The 22,342-nt window shown below is 66.6% G+C and carries 22 protein-coding genes; 4 read left to right on the plus strand and 18 right to left on the minus strand.

Annotation, left to right across the window (positions count from 1 at the left end):
• Window positions 1-48: 48 nt before the first annotated feature.
• From WC597_RS15390 to WC597_RS15400, 3 genes are read right to left on the minus strand one after another with little or no spacing between them, the layout of a single operon-like run.
• Complete coding sequence (locus WC597_RS15390; RefSeq protein ID WP_372694697.1) at window positions 49-825, minus strand: sulfite exporter TauE/SafE family protein; 777 nt, start codon at window positions 823-825, stop codon at window positions 49-51.
• A gap of 34 nt (window positions 826-859) precedes the next feature.
• Window positions 860-1,300, minus strand: coding sequence for an Rrf2 family transcriptional regulator (locus WC597_RS15395; protein WP_372694699.1), 441 nt, complete (start codon window positions 1,298-1,300; stop codon window positions 860-862).
• A gap of 60 nt (window positions 1,301-1,360) precedes the next feature.
• Window positions 1,361-1,834 (minus strand): response regulator, encoded by a 474-nt coding sequence (locus WC597_RS15400; RefSeq protein ID WP_372694701.1) that lies wholly within the window; start codon window positions 1,832-1,834, stop codon window positions 1,361-1,363.
• Window positions 1,835-2,197: 363 nt separating this feature from the next.
• Between WC597_RS15400 and prfA the strand changes: the two genes are divergently transcribed.
• The gene (gene prfA, locus WC597_RS15405; protein ID WP_372694703.1) at window positions 2,198-3,265 is read left to right on the plus strand and encodes a peptide chain release factor 1; all 1,068 of its coding nucleotides are present in this window, start codon (window positions 2,198-2,200) and stop codon (window positions 3,263-3,265) included.
• Here prfA and WC597_RS15410 read toward each other — a convergent pair whose 3' ends face one another.
• From WC597_RS15410 to WC597_RS15460, 11 genes are all read right to left on the minus strand, one after another.
• On the minus strand, window positions 3,266-3,604 hold the full coding sequence (locus tag WC597_RS15410; RefSeq protein ID WP_372694705.1) for a hypothetical protein: 339 nt from the start codon (window positions 3,602-3,604) through the stop codon (window positions 3,266-3,268). It lies immediately after the preceding gene.
• A 164-nt stretch (window positions 3,605-3,768) separates the two neighbouring features.
• Window positions 3,769-4,380 (minus strand): glutathione S-transferase family protein, encoded by a 612-nt coding sequence (locus WC597_RS15415; protein WP_372694707.1) that lies wholly within the window; start codon window positions 4,378-4,380, stop codon window positions 3,769-3,771.
• Window positions 4,381-4,437: 57 nt separating this feature from the next.
• A complete protein-coding gene (odhB, locus tag WC597_RS15420; protein WP_372694709.1) occupies window positions 4,438-5,988 on the minus strand; it encodes a 2-oxoglutarate dehydrogenase complex dihydrolipoyllysine-residue succinyltransferase in 1,551 nt (516 codons plus the stop codon).
• Between the two features lie 42 nt (window positions 5,989-6,030).
• Window positions 6,031-9,045, minus strand: a complete 3,015-nt coding sequence (locus tag WC597_RS15425; RefSeq protein ID WP_372694711.1) for a 2-oxoglutarate dehydrogenase E1 component — start codon at window positions 9,043-9,045, stop codon at window positions 6,031-6,033.
• Window positions 9,046-9,334: 289 nt separating this feature from the next.
• Entirely contained in the window at window positions 9,335-10,237 is a 903-nt protein-coding gene (gene sucD, locus WC597_RS15430) for a succinate--CoA ligase subunit alpha (protein WP_372694712.1), read from the minus strand.
• A 22-nt stretch (window positions 10,238-10,259) separates the two neighbouring features.
• Window positions 10,260-10,685, minus strand: coding sequence for a PIN domain-containing protein (locus WC597_RS15435; protein ID WP_372694714.1), 426 nt, complete (start codon window positions 10,683-10,685; stop codon window positions 10,260-10,262).
• A complete protein-coding gene (locus WC597_RS15440; protein WP_372694716.1) occupies window positions 10,675-10,929 on the minus strand; it encodes a hypothetical protein in 255 nt (84 codons plus the stop codon). Before WC597_RS15440 ends, WC597_RS15435 begins: the two co-directional genes overlap by 11 nt.
• A gap of 53 nt (window positions 10,930-10,982) precedes the next feature.
• Window positions 10,983-11,900 (minus strand): glycosyltransferase family 2 protein, encoded by a 918-nt coding sequence (locus tag WC597_RS15445; RefSeq protein ID WP_372694718.1) that lies wholly within the window; start codon window positions 11,898-11,900, stop codon window positions 10,983-10,985.
• A gap of 33 nt (window positions 11,901-11,933) precedes the next feature.
• The gene (gene sucC, locus WC597_RS15450; protein WP_372694720.1) at window positions 11,934-13,124 is read right to left on the minus strand and encodes an ADP-forming succinate--CoA ligase subunit beta; all 1,191 of its coding nucleotides are present in this window, start codon (window positions 13,122-13,124) and stop codon (window positions 11,934-11,936) included.
• A 126-nt stretch (window positions 13,125-13,250) separates the two neighbouring features.
• Window positions 13,251-14,786 carry a spinster family MFS transporter gene (locus WC597_RS15455; protein ID WP_372694722.1) on the minus strand — a complete coding sequence of 512 codons (1,536 nt, stop codon included), beginning with the start codon at window positions 14,784-14,786 and terminating at the stop codon, window positions 13,251-13,253.
• 124 nt (window positions 14,787-14,910) lie between these two features.
• Complete coding sequence (locus WC597_RS15460) at window positions 14,911-17,151, minus strand: TonB-dependent receptor (protein WP_372694724.1); 2,241 nt, start codon at window positions 17,149-17,151, stop codon at window positions 14,911-14,913.
• 180 nt (window positions 17,152-17,331) lie between these two features.
• Between WC597_RS15460 and WC597_RS15465 the strand changes: the two genes are divergently transcribed.
• The gene (locus WC597_RS15465) at window positions 17,332-18,090 is read left to right on the plus strand and encodes a TetR/AcrR family transcriptional regulator (protein WP_372694726.1); all 759 of its coding nucleotides are present in this window, start codon (window positions 17,332-17,334) and stop codon (window positions 18,088-18,090) included.
• On the opposite strand, the gene WC597_RS15470 is transcribed toward WC597_RS15465, so the two are convergent.
• Entirely contained in the window at window positions 18,087-18,611 is a 525-nt protein-coding gene (locus WC597_RS15470; RefSeq protein WP_372694728.1) for a DUF2306 domain-containing protein, read from the minus strand. The two genes, WC597_RS15465 and WC597_RS15470, sit on opposite strands and share 4 nt — an antisense overlap.
• A 153-nt stretch (window positions 18,612-18,764) precedes the next feature.
• Between WC597_RS15470 and WC597_RS15475 the strand changes: the two genes are divergently transcribed.
• Entirely contained in the window at window positions 18,765-19,544 is a 780-nt protein-coding gene (locus WC597_RS15475) for a LytTR family DNA-binding domain-containing protein (RefSeq protein WP_372694730.1), read from the plus strand.
• A gap of 4 nt (window positions 19,545-19,548) precedes the next feature.
• Here WC597_RS15475 and WC597_RS15480 read toward each other — a convergent pair whose 3' ends face one another.
• Entirely contained in the window at window positions 19,549-19,992 is a 444-nt protein-coding gene (locus WC597_RS15480) for a COG3650 family protein (RefSeq protein WP_372694732.1), read from the minus strand.
• 81 nt (window positions 19,993-20,073) lie between these two features.
• On the opposite strand from WC597_RS15480, the gene WC597_RS15485 reads away from it, so the two are divergent.
• A complete protein-coding gene (locus WC597_RS15485) occupies window positions 20,074-21,192 on the plus strand; it encodes a DNA cytosine methyltransferase (protein ID WP_372694734.1) in 1,119 nt (372 codons plus the stop codon).
• Window positions 21,193-21,744: 552 nt separating this feature from the next.
• On the opposite strand, the gene WC597_RS15490 is transcribed toward WC597_RS15485, so the two are convergent.
• Together WC597_RS15490 and WC597_RS15495 are read right to left on the minus strand one after the other, a co-directional pair.
• A complete protein-coding gene (locus WC597_RS15490; protein ID WP_372694736.1) occupies window positions 21,745-22,104 on the minus strand; it encodes a YdbL family protein in 360 nt (119 codons plus the stop codon).
• Between the two features lie 34 nt (window positions 22,105-22,138).
• Entirely contained in the window at window positions 22,139-22,327 is a 189-nt protein-coding gene (locus tag WC597_RS15495; RefSeq protein WP_159847615.1) for a YnbE family lipoprotein, read from the minus strand.
• Between the last annotated feature and the right edge of the window lie 15 nt (window positions 22,328-22,342).

Raw genomic sequence — 22,342 nt, forward strand, 5'->3', positions numbered from 1 at the left:
CATGACAAAGAAGCGGCGGCGGGTGTGAACCCGCCGCCGCTTTCCGTTTCAGATCACCTTGAACAACCGCAGGGCCTGATAGCCGGCGGACAGAAGGACCACGGCGCCGACGCCGTAGGTCAGCACCCGACGCGGGGCGATGCGGGCGATGATGCCGGCGAAGGGCGCGGCGATCAGTCCGCCGATGATCAGACCCAGCACGGCCATGGCGTGGGTGGAGAAGCCTTCCGCCTCCTGCCAGTGGCCGGTCAGCAGGGCGACGAGGAAGGTCGCGGAAATGGCCGAGGTGACGAAGAACTCCGCCGTATTGGTGGTGCCGATCGAGGCGCGCGGGTCCTGACCGGTGCCGACCAGGGTGGTGGTGACCGTAGGCCCCCAGCCGCCGCCGCCGATGGCGTCGAAGAAGCCGCCGACAAGGCCCAGAGGCCCGGCGAACTTGCGCGGGAAGACCCGCTCGCGCGTCTGGCGGGTGGCGCGCCAGATGATCACCAGCCCCATGACGGCCAGATAGGCGGTGATGAACGGCCGGATCACGTCGCCGTCGATACTGGTCAGGACGAAGGCCCCGATGCTGCCGCCCACGACCCCGCCAAGGGCCAGGGGCACGAACAGCTTCCAGTTCACGTTCTTGTTGACCGTGTGCGACCCCGCCGAGGCCGCCGTGGTGAAGACCTCGGCCGCGTGGACGCTGGCCGACGCCGTCGCGGGCGGCACGCCGAACGACAGCAGGACGGTGGAGGAGATGACGCCATAGGCCATGCCCAGCGCCCCATCCACGATCTGGGCCAGGAAACCGACGAGGAGGAACAAAAGGAAGTCTTGCATTGGCGGCCCCTGAAACGCGGACGAACGGTGCGGTTTATTTCCCTAGTCGGTCAATAGGAGAAGAATTGGCGGCGGCTTGCAGAAGGGTTCGTCCCTCGAACACCGCCGCGATGGCGTCGCGCCCATCTTGCAGCACGGGTTGAAGCGGACAGGTCTCGACATCGGGGCAGGTCTCGCACGGCCCATAGGCGGTGCGCGAGGCGCAGGGCGCCAGGGCCAGCGGGCCTTCCAGCGCCCGGATCACATCGGCGAAGCTGATGGCGTCGGCGGGCGCGGCCAAGGCATAGCCTCCCGCCCTGCCCCGCTTCGATGTCAGCAGATGCTGGCGTCGCAGGTCAAGCAGGATGGCCTCCAGAAACTTGCGCGGGGCCGCCGCCGCATCCGCGATCTCGGCGATGGTGGCTGGCCCTCCGCCCGGAAGACCGGCCAGATGGACCATGGCGCGCAAGGCGTAGCGGGACCGGTTCGACAGCATGGTCCGTGATCGCCCGCCCGGAGCCTGGACGCAAGACGCCGTTCGCCGGTGCGGACGATCTCAGGCCGTGCGACCCAGCCGGGCCACCGCATCAAGGATCTGCGCGCCGTTGTAGGGTTTCAGCACCAGGGCCTCGGCCATGTCGGCGTTTCGGGCGGCGGCGGCGACATCGCCGGAGATGAAGATCACCCGCACGTCCCAACGCCCGGTCAGGACCTGGGCCAGTTCGACCCCGGTCATCTCGCCCGACAGGTTGATGTCCAGCAGGGCTGCGTCGATGCTGTGAAGGGCCGCCGCAGCCTCGGCCGCCGCCGCGCTGTGGAAGGGGCCGACAACGCTGTGGCCCGCCTCGGTCAGCAGTTCGGTCAGGGAGGCGGCGGCGTCCGGATCGTCCTCGACCACCAGCAGGGTCAGGGCCTCGACACCCGACGGCGGGACGGCGTCGAGGGGCGTCTGGCGCGTGACGACGGCGCGCAGGTCGCGCCAGACCTCGGTCGAGGGGCGGTCGGTGTCCAGATCATAGATGGCGGCCATGGCGTTCAGCTCCCGGGCGTCTTCAGGTGAGAGGTCTCCGCCGGTCTCGACCAAGCGGGTGTCGTACAGGCGGCAAAGACGTTCGACGCTGTCGGGGACAGGGTCGGTTTCGGTTTGAGCCCTATGGAGTCCAGATGGGGGCGGGCGGTCGAACATGCGTCCTCCTCATGGTTGCCTATTCAGGATTGTGGGCGCCAGCTAAACGGTTGAAGCCGGTTTCGTAACCGCGCCTGACGCCATCGTGACCGTGGCGTTATCGCCGATCACAAGCGCGGCGCCCGGCGTGTGAGACGGCTTGCAATCGACACGACCGCCCCCGGCGGGTAAGGACGGCCCCTTGCGTTTCCTCAGGATATTTCCGTCTTGCGACTGCCCCAGGCCCGTCTCGATCAGGTGCTCGACCGCTTCCACGAGGTGGAGGCGCGCATGGGCGCGGTCACCGACGGCGCCGAGATCGTGCGCCTGTCCAAGGAACATGCCGAGCTGAAGCCCGTCGCCGACGCGGTTCAGGGTCTGGCCCGCGCCCGCGCCGAGATGGCGGACCTGGAAGCCATGACGGCCGATCCCGAAATGGCGGCGATGGCGCAGGACGAGCTTCAGATTCTGAACGACACCCTGCCGGGCCTGGAACGCGAGGTGGCCCTGCTGCTGGCCCCGCGCGACGCCGACGAGAACGCCTCGGCCGTGCTGGAAGTGCGCGCAGGCACCGGCGGGGACGAGGCGGCCCTGTTCGCCGGCGACCTGTTTCGCATGTATTCGCGCTACGCCTCCACGCGCGGCTGGCGGATCGAGCTGGATTCGGCGACCGAGGGTGACGCCGGGGGCTATAAGGAAATCATCGCCACCGTCACCGGCGACGGCGTGTTCGGCCGGCTGAAGTTCGAGAGCGGCGTCCACCGGGTGCAGCGCGTGCCGACGACCGAGTCGCAGGGGCGCATCCACACCTCGGCGGCGACGGTCGCGGTCCTGCCCGAGGTCGAGGACGTCGAGATCGAAATCCACGACAAGGACATCCGCATCGACACCTTCCGCGCCTCCGGCTCGGGCGGTCAGCACGTCAACACGACCGATTCCGCCGTGCGCATCACCCACCTGCCCACCGGCATCATGGTGACGTCGTCGGAGAAGTCCCAGCACGTCAACCGCGACAAGGCGATGAAGAACCTGCGCGTCCGCCTGTACGACATGCAGCGCCAGGCCAAGGACCTGGCCCGCTCCGATACGCGCAAGTCCCAGGTCGGATCAGGCGACCGGTCGGAACGGATTCGCACCTACAACTATCCGCAGGGCCGGGTCAGCGATCACCGGATCAACCTGACCCTGCACAGCCTGCCCCAGATCATGGAAGGCGACATCGATCCGCTGCTGAACGCCCTGATCGCCGAAGATCAGGCCGCGCGTCTGGCCGATCTGGAAGCCGAGTTCGGCTGATCAGCCCAGCACGCCGGCGACCGGCAGCCACAGCACCAGGCCGGTGACGGCGGTATAGCCCAGGAAGGCGTGGACCGAGCGACGACGGCCGGCGGCGGCGGGATCGTTCAGGTCGGAACGATTGGCCCACAAAAGATAGGCCGCCTGGATGCCCCATCCCGCCAGGAAGGCGACGACCGCCCAGGCGCTGAGCGCCGCCAGCGCCGCGCCGGACGCCAGGACCAGCACACCGCCCAGGGCGATCACCCCGTCAGCAAGCTGATCGCTGGTCGGAACGGAGATCAGGCCCGACAACGCCCGTTGCAGACGCCAGTTGAGCCAGGCCTGATACATAAGCATCAGTCCGCCCAAGACGTAGAACACCCCGATCGCGCGTACAGCCCACTCCATGGCAGGAATAAGGCACCATTTTCGGCCGTTGTAATCGCTGAAAATGCAGGGCGATTCGAAACCTTAACGACCGGCGCAAAAGAGACACAACCGATGGTATCCCACCGCGCCCGCTATCCCCCGGCGGTCAGCGCCCGGATGACGGCGGGTCGGGCCTGCATCCGCTCGAAATGGGCCTGGACCTTGGGGAAGTCGGCGATGTCGACGCCGTCGCTGTCCAGCCAGGCCGTGAAGGTGAACAGATAGGGGTCCGCGACCGTATAGGCGTCGCCCATGGCCCATTCCCCGGTCAGGCCCGCCTCGATCAGGGCGAAGCCATCGCGCATGTTCTGCGTCACCTTGGCCGCCATCGACGCCTGGGCGGCGGCATCATCGCTCCAGCGCGCGGCGCGGCGGCCGTGGGCGTGGGCCACATGGACGGTGGTGGCCAGATAGAGGTTGAAGGCCTGCATCCGCGCAAAGGCGAACGGGTCGGTCGGCGCCAAAGCGCCCGCAGGCGCGAGCGCGGCGATATAGGCCAGGATCGCCGGACTTTCGGTCAACACGCCCTGATCCGTCGCCAGGGCGGGCACCCGCCCCTTGGGATTGATCGCCAGATAAGTCGGCTGGCGTTGTTCGGACTTCGAGAAGTCGAGCAGCCGGACCTCGAAGTCCAGGCCGGACTCCTCCAGCGCGATATGGCTTGCGCGGCTGCACGAGCCGGGAGCGGTATAGAGGGTCAGCATGGTCGAACCTCGGGTCAAAGAAAAAGGCGGCGAGATCGTCGCCGCCTTTCAGGGTCTTTACAGGTCCAGCAAGGCCCGCGCCGGATCTTCCAGCAGTTCCTTGACCCGGACCAGGAAGGTCACGGCTTCCTTGCCGTCCACGATCCGGTGATCGTAGCTGAGGGCCAGATACATCATCGGGCGGATCTTGACCTCGCCGTTGATGGCCATCGGGCGCTGGACGATGTTGTGCATGCCCAGAATGCCCGACTGCGGCGCATTCAGGATCGGTGTGGACATCAGCGAGCCATAGGTGCCGCCGTTGGTGATGGTGAAGGTGCCGCCCTGCATCTGATCCATGGTCAGGGCGCCGTCACGGGCGGCCTTGCCCAGGGCGCCGATGCCCTTTTCAATGCCGGCGAGGCTGAGGGTGTCGGCGTCACGCAGGACCGGAACCACCAGACCCTTGTCGGTGCCGACAGCGACGCCGATGTCGTAGTGGTTCTTGTAGATGATGTCCGTGCCGTCGATCTCGGCGTTGACGGCCGGGATCTCGTGCAGGGCCGCGACGACGGCCTTGGTGAAGAAGGACATGAAGCCCAGCTTCACGCCGTGACGCTTCTCGAACACATCCTTGTACTGGGCGCGCAGGGCCATGACGTTGGTCATGTCCACCTCGTTGAAGGTGGTCAGCTGGGCGGCCGTGTTCTGCGATTCCTTCAAGCGACGGGCGATGGTCTGACGCAGGCGCGTCATCTTCACCCGCTCTTCGCGCGGCTGATCGGCGCGCGGGGCGGCAGGGGCGGCTGCGGCGGCAGGAGCCGAGACAGCGGCCTGGCCGATGGCGGCGATGGCGTCGGCCTTGGTGATGTTGCCTTTGGGGCCCGTGGCGGCGATGGCCTTGGGATCCAGATTGTTCTCGCCGACGACGCGCTGGACGGCGGGCGACAGGGTTTCGTTCTTGGAACCCGAAACCTGGGCCGAGCCGGTGTTGGCCGGAGCAGCGGCGGCGGGGGCCGGCGCAGCAGCCGGTGCGGCGGCGGCCGAGCCGGAACCCGAGATCGAGCCGATCTTCTGGTTCGGGGTGACGGTCGCGCCTTCGTCGGCGGCGATGGTCAGGACGCCGTCAGCCGGGGCCGAAACCTCGACTGCGACCTTGTCGGTCTCGATCTCGACCAGCAGTTCGTCCTTCTTGACCGCATCGCCGTTCTTCTTGAGCCACTTGCCGACCGAGCCTTCGGCGACGCTCTCGCCCATGACCGGCACCATGATGTCGATGGCGGCGGCGGCAGGGGCGGCGGCCGGAGCCGCAGCAGCGGGGGCCGATTTGGTCTCGGCCTTGGCGGCCGGTGCGGCCTTGGCAGCCTGAGCGGGGGCAGGAGCGGCGGCGGACGCACCCTCGGTCACCGACCCCAGGATCGTGCCGGGAACGACGTTGTCGCCCTCGGCCGCCTTTATGTCGCCCAGCACGCCGTCGGCGGGCGAGACGACTTCCAGCGAGACCTTGTCGGTCTCCAGCTCGACCAGCAGTTCGTCCTTCTTGACCGGATCGCCGACCTTCTTGGTCCACTTCGCGATGGTGGCTTCGGTGACGGATTCACCGAGGGCGGGGGTCAGGATGTCGGCCATGTCAGGTCCAGCTCGTCTCTAGGTCGGTCTTTTATACGTGTATCAGGCGAAGGCTTCGGTCGTGAAGGTGTCGAGTTCCTTCAGGTGCCGGCTCATCAGGCCGGCGGCCGTGGAGGCGGAGCCCGGCCGTCCGACGTAGCGGGCGCGCTTGGAGGCGACGTCCAGCTTGTCGAGCGTCAGCTCCAGCCACGGATCGACGAAGGTCCAGCCGCCCATGTTCTTGGGCTCTTCCTGGCACCAGACCACTTCCGCCTTGGGGAAGCGGGCCAGTTCCTTGCGCAGGGACTGGATCGGCCACGGATAGAACTGTTCCAGACGCAGGATGTAGACGTCGTCCACGGCCTGGCCGTCCTTGGCCTTCTTCTCGCGGGCGTCCAGCAGGTCGTAATAGACCTTGCCCGAGCACAGGATGACCCGGCGGATGTCCTTGTCCGCCTTGATCGTGATCCCGGCGATCTCGGGACGCGTCTGGGCGTCGTCGTGTAGCAGGCGGTGGAAGGCCGAACCCTCCGCCAGGTCCGCCATGGACGAAACCGCCTTCTTGTGTCGCAGCAGGGACTTGGGCGTCATCAGGATCAGCGGCTTGCGGAACGGCCGGTGCATCTGGCGACGCAGGATATGGTAGTAGTTGGCCGGGGTCGTGCAGTTGGCGACCTGCATATTGTCTTCGGCGCACTGTTGCAGGAAGCGCTCCAGGCGGGCCGAGGAGTGTTCCGGTCCCTGGCCTTCATAGCCGTGGGGCAGCAGCATGGTCAGGCCGCTCATGCGCAGCCACTTGCGTTCGCCCGAAGAGATGAACTGGTCGATCACCACCTGGGCGCCGTTCACGAAGTCGCCGAACTGGGCTTCCCACATCACCAGCGTATTGGGGTCGGCCAGCGAATAGCCGTACTCGAAGCCCAGCACCGCCTCTTCCGACAGGGCCGAGTCGATGACCTCGAAATTGGCCTGGCCTTCGCGCAGGTTGTTCAGCGGGATGTAGCGCTCTTCGGTCGTCTGATCGATGATGCCCGAGTGACGCTGCGAGAAGGTGCCGCGCACCGAATCCTGACCCGACAGACGGATCGGGAAGCCTTCGTCGACCAGGGTGGCGAAGGCCAGGCTCTCGGCGGTGGCCCAATCCAGACCCTGGCCCGAAGTGATGGCTTCGCGGCGACCGTCGATGACGCGCTTCAGCGTCTTGTGCATGTCGACGCTGTTGGGAATGGTGGTCAGGCGGTGACCCAGGTCGGTCAGCTTGGCCAGCGGCACGGCGGTGTCGCCGCGCAGCTCGTCCTTGGGCGCCGCAAAGCCCTGCCATTGTCCGTCCAGCCAGTCGGCCTTCTCGGCGGACCAGGTCTTGCCGGCCTCGAACTGCTCGTCGAGGAACTTCTCGAACCGCTCGACCTCGGCGTCCACCTGTTCCTGGGTGATCACGCCTTCGCCCACTAGGCGCTGCGAATACAGTTCGCGGGTCGAGGGCTGGGCGCGGATCTTCGAATACATCAGCGGCTGGGTGAAGGTGGGATCGTCGCCTTCGTTGTGGCCAAAGCGGCGGTAGCAGAACATGTCCACCACCACGTCCTTGTGGAACTTCTGGCGGTATTCGGTGGCCACCTTGGAGGCGAAGACGACCGCTTCGGGGTCGTCGCCGTTGACGTGGAAGATCGGCGCCTGGACCATCAGGGCCACGTCCGACGGATAGGGCGAGCTGCGCGAGTTGCGCGGGCTGGTGGTGAAGCCGATCTGGTTGTTGATGACGAAGTGAAGCGTGCCGCCGGTGCGGTAACCCTTCAGCCCCATCAGGGCGAAACATTCGGCGACCACGCCCTGGCCGGCGAAGGCGGCGTCGCCGTGGATCAGCAGCGGCACGACCTTGGAGCGGTCCAGCGCCCACTGACCCTCGGGCACGCCCTCGTTGGCCTCGCGGATGTCGAACGCCTGTTTGGCGCGCGCCTTGCCGAGCACGACCGGGTTGACGATTTCAAGGTGCGACGGGTTGGCGGTCAGCGACAGGTGGACGTGGTTGCCGTCGAACTCGCGGTTCGACGAGGCGCCCATGTGATATTTGACGTCGCCCGAGCCCTCGATATCGCTCGGCACGGCCGAACCGCCCTGGAACTCGTGGAAGATGACCTTGTAAGGCTTGCCCATCACGGCGGCGAGCACGTTCAGGCGGCCGCGGTGGGCCATGCCCAGCACGACTTCGTCGACGCCCAGCGATCCGCCGCGCTTGATGACCTGCTCCAGCGCCGGGACCATGGCCTCGCCGCCGTCCAGGCCGAACCGCTTGGTGCCGGGGAAGCGCTTGTGCAGGAAGCGTTCGAACCCTTCGGCCTCGACCAGCTTGGACAGGATGGCCAGCTTGCCTTCCTTGGAGAAGGCGTTCTGCTCGAACTTGTCGGCGCCCTCGAACCGCTGTTGCAGCCAGGATTTCTCTTCCGGCTCGGCGATGTGCATGAACTGGATGCCGACCGTACCGCAGTAGGTGCGCTTGAGGATGTCCAGCACTTCGCGGATCGTGCCGGTCTGAAGGCCCAGGACGCCGTCCAGGAAGATCGGGCGGTCCAGATCGGCGCCGGTGAAGCCATAGAATTCCGGCGTCAGCTCGGGGTTCTCCACCGGCTGTTCGATGCCCAGCGGGTCCAGCTTGGCTTGCAGGTGTCCACGCACGCGATAGCTGCGGATCAGCATCAGGGCGCGGATGGAATCATGGGCGGCGGCGCGGATCACGTCAGCCGAGACATCGGCGGGCGCAGCCTTGGCGGCGGGAGCGGCAGGCGCAGCGCCGGGCTTCTTGGGATCAGGCTTGGGCGCCGGCCAACGGCCGTCGAAGACGCCGGTTTCCTCGGTGGGTTCGGTCGCCACGCCACGACCCCAGCCGCCGGCCTCGGCCGAAGCGGTCACCAGCGCGGCGTTGTCGCGCAGCTGGTCGAAGAAGGCTTTCCATTCCGCCGAGACGGAGCCGGGGTCCTTGGCCCACTTCTCCTGCAGCTCCTCCACATAGGCCGCATTGGACCCGTAGAGGAATGAGGTCTCGGCAAAGACCTGGTTCAGCCGACCGGCATCGTCCGCCATCGTTTCGCAATCCCTGGGCCCCGACGGACACATCTCCGTGAGGGGCGCGCCCGTCATATAGGCGTCGTTTCCTTATGGGTCATGACCGAAACGGGGCATTTGGGTGAGAAATTGGTCGCAGGCCCAAGAAAAAACGCCCCCGACCGAAGCCGAGGGCGTCCATCGATGCGTCACACGGCATTTTTGATGCCGAAAGCGCTCAAGTCGCGAGCCAGAGCCTGTCCTCCGGCTGATCGAAGATCAGGCCGGGGGGCGCGGCGAGCATAGCGCCCGCGCGCAGCGCGAAGGATCAGCCCTTCAGGACTTCGACCAGGGTCTTGCCCAGGCGAGCCGGCGATTCCGACATGCGGATGCCGGCGGCTTCCATGGCGGCGATCTTGGATTCCGCATCGCCCTTGCCGCCCGAGACGACGGCGCCGGCATGGCCCATGGTGCGGCCCTTGGGCGCGGTGCGTCCGGCGATGAAGCCGGCCATCGGCTTCTTGCGGCCCTTCTTGGCTTCGTCGATCAGGAACTGGGCGGCGTCTTCTTCCGCGCCGCCGCCGATTTCGCCGATCATGATGATCGAGGTTGTTTCCTCATCGGCCAGGAACAGCTCCAGCACGTCGATGAACTCGGCGCCCTTGACCGGATCGCCGCCGATGCCGACGGCCGTGGTCTGGCCCAGGCCTTCGTTGGTGGTCTGGAACACGGCTTCATAGGTCAGGGTGCCCGAACGCGACACGATGCCGACCGAGCCCTTCTTGAAGATGTTGCCCGGCATGATGCCGATCTTGCACTCGTCCGGCGTCAGGATGCCGGGGCAGTTCGGACCCAGCAGGCGCGACTTGGAGCCTTCCAGGCGGCGCTTGACGTTGACCATATCCAGCACCGGGATGCCTTCGGTGATGCAGGTGATGAAGGGGATCTCGGCGTCGATGGCTTCGATGATGGCGGCGGCCGCGCCCGACGGCGGGACGTAGATCACCGAGGCGTCGGCGCCCGTGGCGTCGCGGGCTTCGGCGACCGAGGCGTAGATCGGCAGGGTTTCTCCGTGCGAACCCGTCCAGCTGGCGCCGCCCTTGGTCGGGTGAACGCCGGCGACCATCTGGGTGCCGTGATAGGCAAGGGCCTGCTCGGTGTGGAAGCCGCCGGTCTTGCCGGTCAGGCCTTGGACGATGATCTTGGTGTCTTTGTTGACGAGGATGGACATGGGGATTCCGTTCTTGGGGACGTCAGAGGTTCAGGAAGGGGTTTTCGACTTGGACCGACCCGTAGGTCTGACCGTGATTGAGATCCTCGGAATAGAGGACCTTGGCGCCGATCTTTTCGGCGGCGGCGATGATGGCGCCATCCCAATAGGACAGCTGGTAGCGGCGGGCGTGGTCGATGCCGGCCAGCACCACCCCAGGCGTCACCGGCTGGCAGGGCTTCATGGCGATCACACGAATCCATTCTCTGGCCTCATCTGATGTCAGCGGCGGCGCGCCTTTGCGGGTAGAGACATTGTAGAACTCGGCCAGCACCTGGCCTGAGGTGCAATAATCCTGGGTCAAGGCGATCTCTCGCGCCCGTTCCCAGCGATAGCCTGCGTGTTCCTGTCCCAGTGCGGCGTAAAGCAGAATATTGGTGTCGAGGAAGACCTCTGAGTTAGCGATCAAACCGACGATCTCCGCTGTAGATCTCGTCTCGTTTGCCGGGTCGCCAGTCGCCCATGCGACCCTTGGATTCGTCGATCAGCTTCAGCAGCGCCTCGCGCGCCTCGTCCTTGGAGGCTTCCTGCTGCACCATGCTTGTCAGGAAGCCGCGCACCATCTCGTTGACGCTGGTCCGCTTCATGGCGGCCAGCACCCGCACCTTGTCGAGCAGGGCGTCGTCGATGGCGAGGGTCAGGTTACGGGTCATGAATCTACACGGGTTATGTGGAACACATAGGCCGTGCGGATCGGCCGGACAAGTCAGTTCCGGGTCGCTCGGTCGCCAACCTTGATGTCGAGCAACAGACCCAGCCGCCTCAACACCCAGATTTGGAGGTTCGTCAGACTGTAGAGGCGGGCGAACAGGGCGCGCTCGTGACCCGTTTCACGAGCCTTGGCGTACACCATTTGCTGACGACGACGCCGGCGACCGATCTCGATCGTGTCGCCTGTCTCCAGACGTCTGTCCCACTTGGCGCGCCAGGCGTCCAGTGAGATGGCGTCATAGTGGAGCAGCCAAACCGGCCGGCCGTTTAGAGGATCGCGAGCGCTTACGGCCTTCAGCGGCGCACCGTCCTGTTTGGCTTCATGGATGCAGGCCGTGACGCCGACCTTGCCGCGCCTCACGGCGTATTTGCCCATGTGGTGGCCCAGCAGCCCACGAACGAAAAACGCGCCTGCGCCCGGATAGAGGCAGTAGCTGAGCTCGGACCAGAACAGGCCGCTGTAAGCCTTGCGGGCAAAACGGGCTCCATACTCGCGGTCAAGATCGTCTCCGACGCGCCAGACCGCCTCAACGGTTGGAAAAATCACCAGATCCCGAGACGCGGGCGCCGCACTCAGCACGGCGTCAAGGCTCGCGTCGCAATGGATCAGTTCATCGATATCGACGACCACCAGCCAGTCCGCGACAATCTTGTCGTAAGCATCCTTGTAGACCCGTCGTTGTCGCGCTTCGACGGAAGTCGGGCGACCGCCGCGACGCGCCCAGAAGGCATCGTCGCAGACGATCAACGCCTCATCGCCCAGTCCGACGTCCGCAGGCCGGGGCGCGGCCTCGGCGGCTCCGTCGAAATAGACGCGAACCCGCGCGGCGCCTTTTCGTCGATAGTGATCGACGAAGACGGCGATGTGCCGATCCGGCGCCAGGGCCATGGCGACGACCTCGAACCGTGTCATCGCTTGCTCCACTGGCGCCGACGGCGTTCGGGATCAGCCGACGGCGGCCACAATCTTCTGGGCGGCGTCGTCCAGGTCGTCGGCGGCCTGGATGGTCAGGCCCGACTCGTTCAGGATTTTCTTGCCCAGTTCCGCGTTGGTGCCTTCCAGACGCACGACCAGCGGCACCTTCAGGCCCACTTCCTTGACGGCCGCGACGACGCCTTCGGCGATGACGTCGCACTTCATGATGCCGCCGAAGATGTTGACCAGGATGCCCTGGACGTTCGGGTCGGCGGTGATGATCTTGAAGGCCGCAGCCACCTTCTCCTTGCCGGCGCCGCCGCCGACGTCGCAGAAGTTGGCCGGCTCCTTGCCGTACAGTTTGATGATGTCCATCGTCGCCATGGCCAGGCCCGCGCCGTTCACCATGCAGCCGATGTTGCCGTCCAGCGAGACGTAGGCCAGATCCCACTTGGAGGCCTCGATCTCCTTGGCGTCTTCCTCGGTCTCGTCGCGCAGGGCCTTGATGTCGTCGTGGCGGAACAGGGCGTTGCCGTCGAAGCTGACCTTGGCGTCCAGGACGCGCAGATGGCCGTCCTTCATGACGATCAGGGGGTTCACCTCCAGCATGTCCATGTCCTTCTCGACGAAGGCCTTGTACAGCGCGGGGAACAGCGACTTGCCGTCTTCGGCCGCGTCGCCCGTCAGGCCGTAGGCGGCGCTGATGGCGGCGACGTCGGCTTCGGTCACGCCCGCGTTCGGGTCGATGACGATGTTCTGGATCTTCTCGGGCGTGTCGTGGGCGACGGTTTCGATGTCCATGCCGCCTTCGGTCGAGACGACGAAGGCGATGCGGCCATAGGCGCGGTCGACCAGCAGCGACAGGTACAGTTCACGATCGATGTCGGCGCCGTCCTCGATATAGAGGCGGTTGACCTGCTTGCCGGCGTCGCCGGTCTGGGCGGTGACCAGGGTGTTGCCCAGCATTTCCCTGGCGTGGGCGACGGCTTCCTCGACCGAGAAGGCCAGACGCACGCCGCCCTTGGCGTCGGCCGGCAGTTCCTTGAACTTGCCCTTGCCGCGGCCGCCGGCGTGGATTTGCGACTTCACGACATAGAGCGGACCGGGTAGCGACTTGGCGGCCGCCTCGACCTGATCGACCGACGTCACTGCGACGCCTTCGGCGACGGGGGCGCCGAAGCCTTTGAGGACCTGCTTGGCCTGATATTCGTGGATGTTCATGAGGGACCGTCGCAACCGCTGCTGGGAGAGTTGCGGGGCTTATAGGACTCTCTTTTGCATTGCGCTACCGACCTTCGGCCTACTTTAGCGCAGCCCTTCGCAGGTGCGAGCGTCCACAGGCCCCCTTTAGTCGACCCAGTCCTTCTTGAGGGTGCGCGACGCGCCGATCAGCAGGATCGCCGCCAGCACATAGAAGCCCATGCCGGTATAGATGGCCCACCGCAGGCTCTCGTCGCCGAAGCGCGGCGCCAGCAGGTCGCTCATCCAGCCGAAGTAGTAGAAGCCGACCGCGATCCCGAGCAGATTGTTCAGCAACAGGAACAGGGCCGAGGCGGTCGAACGCATGGCCGCCGGCACCAGATGCTGGACCGCCGCCGTGATCGGACCCAGCCAGGCGAGGTTCAGACCCGTAGGCAACAAGAAGATCAGGAAGGCCAGGGTTAGCTGCTGCGCATGGCTGCCGCCGCCGGGCAGGACCAGGCCGATCAGCCACGGCGAGTTCATCGCCAGGATGAAGCACGGCGCCGAGATCAGGAAGGCGATGGCGGGCGTCAGCGGATAGGCGCCCTTGCCCTTCTTCGACAGTTTGTCGGCGATCATGCCGCCCAGCCAGATGCCCAGGATGCCGCCGATCAGGGCGATGCCGGAATAGTAGATGCTGGTCTGTTTCAGGGTCAGGTCGAAGCTGCGCATGAAGAACAGGGGCAACCAGCCGGCGACGCCGTAGCCGCACACCGACGACGAGGCCGCGCCCAGGCCCAGCAGCCAGAAGCTGGGCTTACGGATCACGACCGAGGCCGTGCGACGCGCGATCATCAGGGATATGCCGATCACCACCGCCAGCAGGCCGCCGAACGCCAGCACCAGCGGATTGCCCAACGACGTGCCCATCAACCAGCTCAAGGCCCCGAGGATCAGCAGGCCGGTGCCGAGACCCAGCATGATCTGGGCGGCGATCTTGCCGGCCCTGTCCGTGCCGACGGGGGCGGCGGCCAAGGCTGCGACCTGAGCCTCGGTTTTGATCGCATCGGTCCCTCCCCGCCTGGGATCGCGCACCGTCAGACGCAGCAGCGGCGCGACCAGAACGCCCAGCAGGCCGACCACGATGAAGGCCGTGCGCCAGCCGTAGGTCGCGGCCAAGAGGCCGCCGACCAGGGTGCCCGCCGCCATACCCAGCGGAATGCCGAAGGCGAAGGCGGCCATGGCGCGCGCCCGCTGATGCGGCGGGAAATAGTCGGCGATCAGGGAATAGGCCGGGGCCACCCCGCCCGCCTCGCCGATGCCCACGCCCATCCGGCAAAGGAACAGCTGTCCGAACGAACCGGCCATGCCACATAGGGCCGTAAAGCCCGACCAGACGGCCAGCGCCCCGGTCATGATCCAGACCCGGCTGAACCGGTCCGCCATCCAGGCCAGGGGAATGGCCAATGTCGAATAGACCGAGGCGAAGGCGATGCCGCCCAACAGGCCGAACTGGCTGTCGGACATGCCGAACTCTTCCTTCAGCGGCGCGGCCAGGATGCCGATGATCTGGCGATCCAGGAAGTTCAGCATGTAGATCAGGATCAGGACCGCCAGCACATAGTAGCGATAGCCGGGCCGCTCTGGGCGAACCCCGCCCTCGACCGCCTTGTCTTCGACCGTCAGCGTATCCGTCGTCATCGGCGTTTCCCTCGGCATCTTTTTGTTCGTTGAGGCGAGCCTAGCCGCAACTCTGCTCACTGCAAACAAAAGGGCGGCGGCCCGGAGACCGCCGCCCCTCGTCGTCAGGCGTATCTGATCGGGATCAGAACTTCAGGCCCAGTGTGGCCGTGACCGTGCGCGGCGGGCCGTAGAAGCCGATGATCGAGTCGCCGGTCAGGGCGCCGGGGAAGCTGTAGCCGCCGACGCGGTAGCGTTCGTCGCCCAAGTTCTTGCCGTGGACGCCGAAGGTCAGGCGGTCGTCCGACGACGTCCAGACGATGCTGGCGTCATACATCCAGTAGGCGCCCTGATCGAGCAGCGGCGAAGGCGTCTCGAACTGCTGATAGGCGCCGCGATAGGCGACCGACGGGATGAAGGCGATCGACGAGCCGTTCTCCATGAACCAGTTGTAGGTGGCGCCGATCGAGCCGGTCCATTCCGGCGTGTTCTGGAAGTTGCGCTGCGACGACACGTCGACGACGCAACCCGGCAGGGTGGGGCAGGACGTATTGCCCGACGCCGTCGGAATATAGGCCAGGAACTGGTCGAAGCTGGCGTCGATATAGCTCAGCGAGGCGTTCAGCGTCAGAGCGCTGGTCGGGCGGAAACGGCCCTCGAACTCCCAGCCGCGGATCGAGGACGAGCCGACATTGTCCACCACCGAGGCGACGGTTGCGCCGGCCGGATACTGGGTCGTGATCTGTTGGTTCTCGTAGCTGGAATCGAAGATCGCCGTGGCGAACGTCAGGCGACGATCCAGCAGCGACCCCTTCAGCCCGATCTCGTAGGTCTCGACCGTTTCCGGCGCATAGCCGTTGACGGTGGCGGGGTACAGGACCGCATCGCCGCGCATGTCGAAGCCGCCGGACTTGAAGCCCTCGCCCCACGAGGCATAGGCCGTCAGATCTGGGCCGAACTTGTAGTTGACCGAGACGCGCGGGGTGAACTTCTCGAACTCGCGAGTGCGGGTGTAGTTGGTGCGCGGCGCGCCCAGCGGCACGGCGGCGTTGTTGCCGAAATAGGGGCTGCGGATGCCCAGATACTGCTGGCGGAAGACGGTGCCCTCCTTCTCGTCCTTGGTGAAGCGGCCGCCGACCGAGACCGACAGGGCGTCGGTCACGTCATAGCTGAAGTCGGCGAAGGCGGCGTAGCTCTTGGTGGCCACCGAACCCGAGGTCAGGGTCGTCAGATTGGCCAGGCCCACGACGGTGTCGAAGGCGCCCGAGGCGTTGGCGTCCATGTAGAAGACGCCGGCGACGCCGTTCAGGCGGCCTGCGCTGACCACCATCTGGAACTCCTGGCTGAACTGGTCGTCGTTATAGGCGGCGGGAATGTCCAGAATCGGTCCCGGCAGGTTGTCGAAGTCGATGTTGCCGCGCGTGAAGCCATCACGATAGGCGGTGATCGACTTGAAGGTCAGCAGGTCGCTCATCTCCCATTCGCCGGTCAGGGACACGCCGCGCGTCTGGACGCGGTTCTTGTCGCCGGCGCCGGCGTTGGTGTCGTACGGGTCCGACGGCGACGGCGCGGTCTCGCGGTGACCGTGACGGGCGTTGGAATCGTCGTTCACCAGGTCGCCGGCCAGGCGGAAGAACAGGCTGTCGGTCGGGGTCCATTCCGCACTGGCGCGGAAGGCGGTGACGTCCTTGTTGTAGTGTTCGTTTCCGGTGTTCAGGTTCTTTCCGTAGCCGTCGCGCAGATAGCGGGCCAGGGCGGCCGAGACCTTGAACTCGTCGCTGAAGGGCAGTTGGGCGCTGGCGATCACGTCGCGCTGATTATAGCTGCCGTAGGAGGCGCGCAGGCGACCCTCGGGCTCGTCGGCGTCGATGCGGCGGGTGACGTATTTGATCGCGCCGCCGATGGTGTTGCGACCGTAAAGCGTGCCTTGCGGACCGCGCAGGACTTCGACCCGCTCCACGTCGAAGATATCCAGAACGGCGGCCTGCGGGCGGGCCACATAGACGTCGTCGATATACAGGCCCACTCCGGGATCGAAGCCCCACAGCGGATCCTGCTGGCCCACGCCGCGAATGAAGGAGATCAGGGTCGAGTTCGAGCCGCGCGCCGCATTCAGCGTCAGGCTGGGCGTCGAACGCGCCAGTTCGGTGATGTCCAGGGCGCCGCGCGCCTCAAGCTGTTCGCCGCTGACGGCGGTGACGGCGACCGGCACGTCCTGCAGGCTTTCCGCACGACGGCGCGCGGTGACGACGATGTCGTCGACGGTGGCGGCATCCTGCGTGTTGGCCGCTTGAGCGGTCGCCTCCGCGTCCTGGGCGACCGAGGCCCCCCCAAGCACGCCCCACGCCGCGCCGGCCAGCAGCGCGCACTTCACATGACGGTTCATGATCCTAGACCCCTTGTTGTCGTTTCCAGCCCGATTGACGCTTTTATTCAGCGTTCAATGATTTTCACGGAACCTACCCGGTTTCATCCGGCTGTCAAACGCTGTGCTGACGCAAGGTCACTTGAGCTGTCGAGCGTGGCGCCGTTGCACCGGGGTTAGGTCGCGCCTAAGCCTTGCCGCATGAGCAAGCCGGACGCCGCAATCCCGACACCCCGCCCCGCCGCCGCCGTGCGTCGCAAGGCGGCGGGCGCTGCGCCGGCCCGTCGGGGTCGTCCGCCCAAGGCCCAGGCCAAGGCGGCGGGCGAGACCCGCGACCTGATCCTGGACGCGGCCGAGGATCTGTTCTCCAAGCACGGCTTCTATGGCGTCACCATCCGCGAGGTGGCGCGCGAGGCGGGCGTGGATACCGCACTTGTGCACTACTATTTCGGAGCCAAGCGCGAGTTGTTCGACGCCGTCTTCCTGCGACGGGCAGAGGTGTGGAATGCCGACCGGGTCTCCGCCATCGACCGCTATGCCGAGACGGCGGGGGCGGACATGACGCTGGAGGGGTTGCTGGAGGCCTTTCTGCGGCCGCCGTTCGAATGGTCGCTGAAGGGCGGGCCGGGCTGGAAACATTATTCCGCCCTGGTGGCCCAGACCAACGCAAACCCCAGTTTCGGCGGCGAGACGATGGCCCGCTATTTCGACCCGGCCATCCACCGGCTGATCGAACTGATCGCCGTGGTCTTGCCGGACGCCAGCGAAGTCGATCTGTACTGGGGCTATCACAATCTGTCGGGCGCCCTGACCCTGACGCTGGGCGAGACGGGGCGGCTGGACCGGCTGTCGAACGGCCGGGCGCGATCTGGCGATCTGGAGACGGCGGGCGACTATATGGTCCGGTTCGCCGCCGCCGGCTTCCGCGCCGTGGTCGGGATGTCGCCGCGCCGGCCTTAACCGAAGAAGATCGCCCACATCAGCCGGCCGGGCAGGAAGGTGAAGGCGCCGGCGACGATCAGGCCGCCGACGAACATTCCCGTCATGGCGCGCCGGTGGTCGGCGATGCGGTGACGACGCGCGGCATGGACGGCCATCGGCAGGGCGATCACGGTCCAGCCGCTGAGCAGGTGGATTAGCGACAGGCCGCCCGGACCGCCCGGATTGAGCCGGTGGATGAAGAAGGAGCTGACCGCCGTCGTCGCCATGGCCAGCACCCAGATCCAGCCCAGGGTCCGGTGCAGCCGGTTTCCCTTGACCCCGATCAGCAGGACGATGCCGATCGCCAGCGCCGTCAGGGCGGCGGCGACATGAATCTGGATCGGCTGCGGCGAGGCCAGCAGCAGGCGCCAGTCGGGGACGTGCGGTGTGAATCCCATCCGCGCCAGCCGCCCGTCATCGACCGCCAGATAGGCGACGAGTGGGACTATCAGCAGAGCGAGGGCCAGGACGGACGGCGCGAGACGGGACAGGCGAGGCATGGGAAATCTCCGTTTGCACCGTCCTGACTTGCCGCGTCCGGCCGCACATCCCGCGCTTCGCCAACGCCCATCTGTGCTGCGCCAACGCCCACCTGTCTTTCGCCCCCTCCTTTCAACGGGCGGGAAATCGTGGTCTCAAGGCGCGATCTTCCGATGCCGAAAGCCGCCATGACGCCCCTTGCCGCCGACCGCCGCCGCACCTTCCTGCGCGGCCTGATCGTCGCCGTTCTGGGCGGCGTCTTCCTGGCGATGACCGGGGCGTTCGGAACAGCGGGCGCGGCGTTAGGGCCACGGCTGGCCTATTGGGTCGTGGTCATGGTTCTGGGCGGGGTGTGGGGCCATTTGTGCAGCGCCTTTGTCAGCCGTTTTCTGGATATAGACGAGCGGCCGTGGCTGACCATAGCGGTCATGGTGGTGATGATCACCGGGCCGGCGTGCGTCCTCGTCTGGGCCGCGACGGGCCTGTTCTTCGCCCAGCGCCTGTACCCGTTGGCGGTGCTGCCTCAGGTGGTCGTGCCGGTCGTGGTGGTGACGGCGGCGGTCACGACGCTGAACGTTTTCCTGGGGCGCGCCCGGCCGGTTCAGACCCATGCGTCGCCGCCACAGCCGGCGGCCCGGCCCGTGCGGTTTCTCGAACGCCTGCCGATGAAGCTGAAGGGCGCTGAGATCCGGGCGGTGCAGGCCGAGGACCATTATCTGCGCATCCACACCGACCGGGGATCGGACCTGATCCTGATGCGGTTGTCGGATGCGGTCGAGGAGCTGGAAGGGCTGGAGGGCGCCCAGACGCACCGCAGCTGGTGGGTGGCGCGCGAGGCTGTGCGCGGTGTCGAGCGCGGCGACGGCCGGGCGACCCTGACGCTGGACGGCGGCCTGTCGGCGCCGGTCAGCCGCCGCTACGCCCGGATGCTGCGCGACGCCGAATGGTGGTGAGTGATCAGGGGGCTGGTTGCGCCGTCAGCATCGACGCCGGGGCCGCGCAGCCGGTCAGGGTGTCGTCGCCGATCTCGACCTTGGCCGTCAGCGGATAGGTGCGGTCGCTCATGCCGTCCGAGCATTCGGTGGCGATCAGGACGACGTTCAGGGCCTGGTTCAGGTCGGTGGAGCTGGCGAAGGTGGCGACCGTCCCCTGAACCGTCGCGCCACGATTGGGCGCACGCTGGGTCGGCTGATCGACGCGGGTGTAGATCAGGGCGTCGGGCGTGATCTCCACCCCCCAGAAGGGTTCGGCGCCGAGCGCCCGCACCGGCTTGCCCAGATCGACGCCGCCCAGGGTCGCGGCCGTCTCGGGCGCAGATGCGGCCTTGGGTGCGTTGGCCTCGCGGTCGTAACAGCCGGCCAGGGCGGCGCCGGCCAGCAGAACGGGCAATATGAAACGCATGGACGGCCTCCCTTTCGTCCTTGCGCAGGTGTGGTCGCGTGCGGCCTCGGTCAAGGGCGGAGCCTGGGTTATGCTGGCGGGATGTCGATTCGCCCCAGCGCCTACGAGTTCTTCGCCGGGGGCGGCCTGGCGGGTCTGGGCCTGTCGGCCGCAGGCATAGACACGGTCTTCGCCAACGACATGGATGCGGCCAAGGCGCGGGCCTTCGTCGCCAATCATCCGTACACGCCGTTTCGCCAAGGGGATGTCTGGGGCCTGACGGTCGAGGATTTGCCGGGGCGGCCGGACATGGCCTGGGCGTCCTCTCCCTGTCAGGACGTCAGCCTGGCGGGCGCGCGAGGCGGGCTGGAGGCCGGGCGATCCGGCGCCTTCTGGGGGTTCTGGCGGTTGATGCAGGGTTTGGCGGCCGAGGGGCGCGGGCCTCGCGTCATCGTGCTGGAGAATGTGATCGGCCTGCTGACCTCCGGTCAGGGTCGGGATTTCGCGGCCGTCTGTGCGGCCATGGCCGAGGCGGGATACACGGTCGGGGCGCTGGAGATGGACGCCGCCCATTGGTTGCCCCAGTCGCGGCCGAGGCTGTTCGTGGTCGCCGTGAGGGGCGAGGCGCCGCGTGCGGCTGGGCCGGTGTCGCCCTTTCATTCGCCGCGCCTGATCGCCGCCCATGACCGCCTGCCCGAGGCGGTGAAGGCGACCTGGGCCTGGTGGTCCCTGCCCGCGCCGTCGCAACGCAATCTGGATCTGGCGGCGGTGCTGGAGCCGGACGAGAACGTGAAATGGCTGGAGGATGCGGACGCCATACTGGCCCTGGCCGGGCCGCTGCACCGCGCTCGGATCGCGGCGGCCGTGGCATCGGGCCGGCGCTGCGTCGGAGCCGCCTATCGTCGGGTGCGGACCGAGGACGGGCAGAAGGTCCAGCGGCTGGAGGTCCGGTTCGACGGCCTGGCCGGATGTCTGAGGACGCCGGCCGGCGGGTCGTCGCGGCAATATGTGGTGGTGTGCGATCAGGGCCGGGCGCGGGTGCGGCGCCTGACCGGGCGCGAGGCGGCGCGGCTGATGGGGGTGGGCGAGGACTATCGCCTGCCGTCCAGCGAAAGCGCGGCGCTGAAGCTGATGGGGGACGCCGTCGCCGTGCCGGTGGTCAGGGCGCTGGCGGAGGGTCTGTTGCTGCCTGCGCTGCTGGATAGACGCGCGGCGGCCTGATCCGGCGAGGCGGTTAGGGCGGAATTGCACTCCAACGGAAAAACAGTGCAAGTCGTGCAAATTCACGTCAGCGCGTTGTTTTCGTTTAAGTAAAGTTCGGCCTCGAATTGCACTGGTGCAACAAGGTGCAATTTGCACGACGAAGTTGGACTCCGAAAAAACAGTCTAACGAGTCCAAGAGTCCAAGTCGTGGGGATGGCGATGTCAAAGACCGGGCATGCATCATAACCCGGTCCGACGTGGCGCTAAGGAAGATGACGATCCGGCGATCCAACAGGCTGAAAAAGCGGCTGTCCCTTTCGTCAAATAGGATGGCTAGAGGCGTTGGCGGCTACGAGGCGCCACTCTCTCTTCTTTTCCGCTCATCCCGGCGAAAGCCGGGACCCAGACCTTTGGGCGAAAGGCGCCTGAGATCAAATGTCAGTGGTCATCCGACAAACCAGCGATGCGAAAGCACGGGGTCCCGGCTTTCGCCGGGATGAGCGGGAGGAGAGGACTCGCCTGAACCCGCCGCAGGCCCTCGGGACGAACCCGAGGCGCCGGATCAAGGGTTTAGCGCTGGACCCACTGGCCCTGGGCGTTGCGGTACCACTGGCCCGAGGAGATGCGGGGCAGGAGCTGGGATTCGAACATCCGGGCGCCGGCGACATCGGCCGAGGTGCCGGCGTCGGTCGCGCTGCGGGCGTAGGCGGCGCGGCGGCCGGCGTTGGTGGCGTCGACGGCGGCGCGCAGGCCGGCGTCCGAGGTCGGGGTGCGGAAGCCCAGGAAGCCGTCGGCCTGTTCGCCGACCGTGCCGGCGGCCTTGGCCTGGTCGATCTGGGCCTTTTGGGCGCCGGTCTGGGCGATGGCGGCCCCGGCGATACCCATGGCGGCGACAGCGGCGCCGATGACGAAGAGTTTGCGGAAGGTCATGTCAGCCTGTCCCTTTCAGAAGAGAAGCGGGAAATCAGAAGAGGTTGGGGTTTTGCTGGAGCAGCGTCTGCAGCTCCTGATCCAGGCGGACGCGCACGTCGGCGTCCAGCTTGGCGTAGATCTGGATCGGCGCGACCTCAAGACGGATGGTAGGGGCGCAGGCCGCGAGGGCGACGACGACCGCTCCGAAGCCGAGGCCGGCCAGTTGGCGCTTGTGGATCATGACGTGGACTCCGGT

The organism is Brevundimonas sp., from assembly GCF_041648115.1.
GTDB lineage: Bacteria > Pseudomonadota > Alphaproteobacteria > Caulobacterales > Caulobacteraceae > Brevundimonas.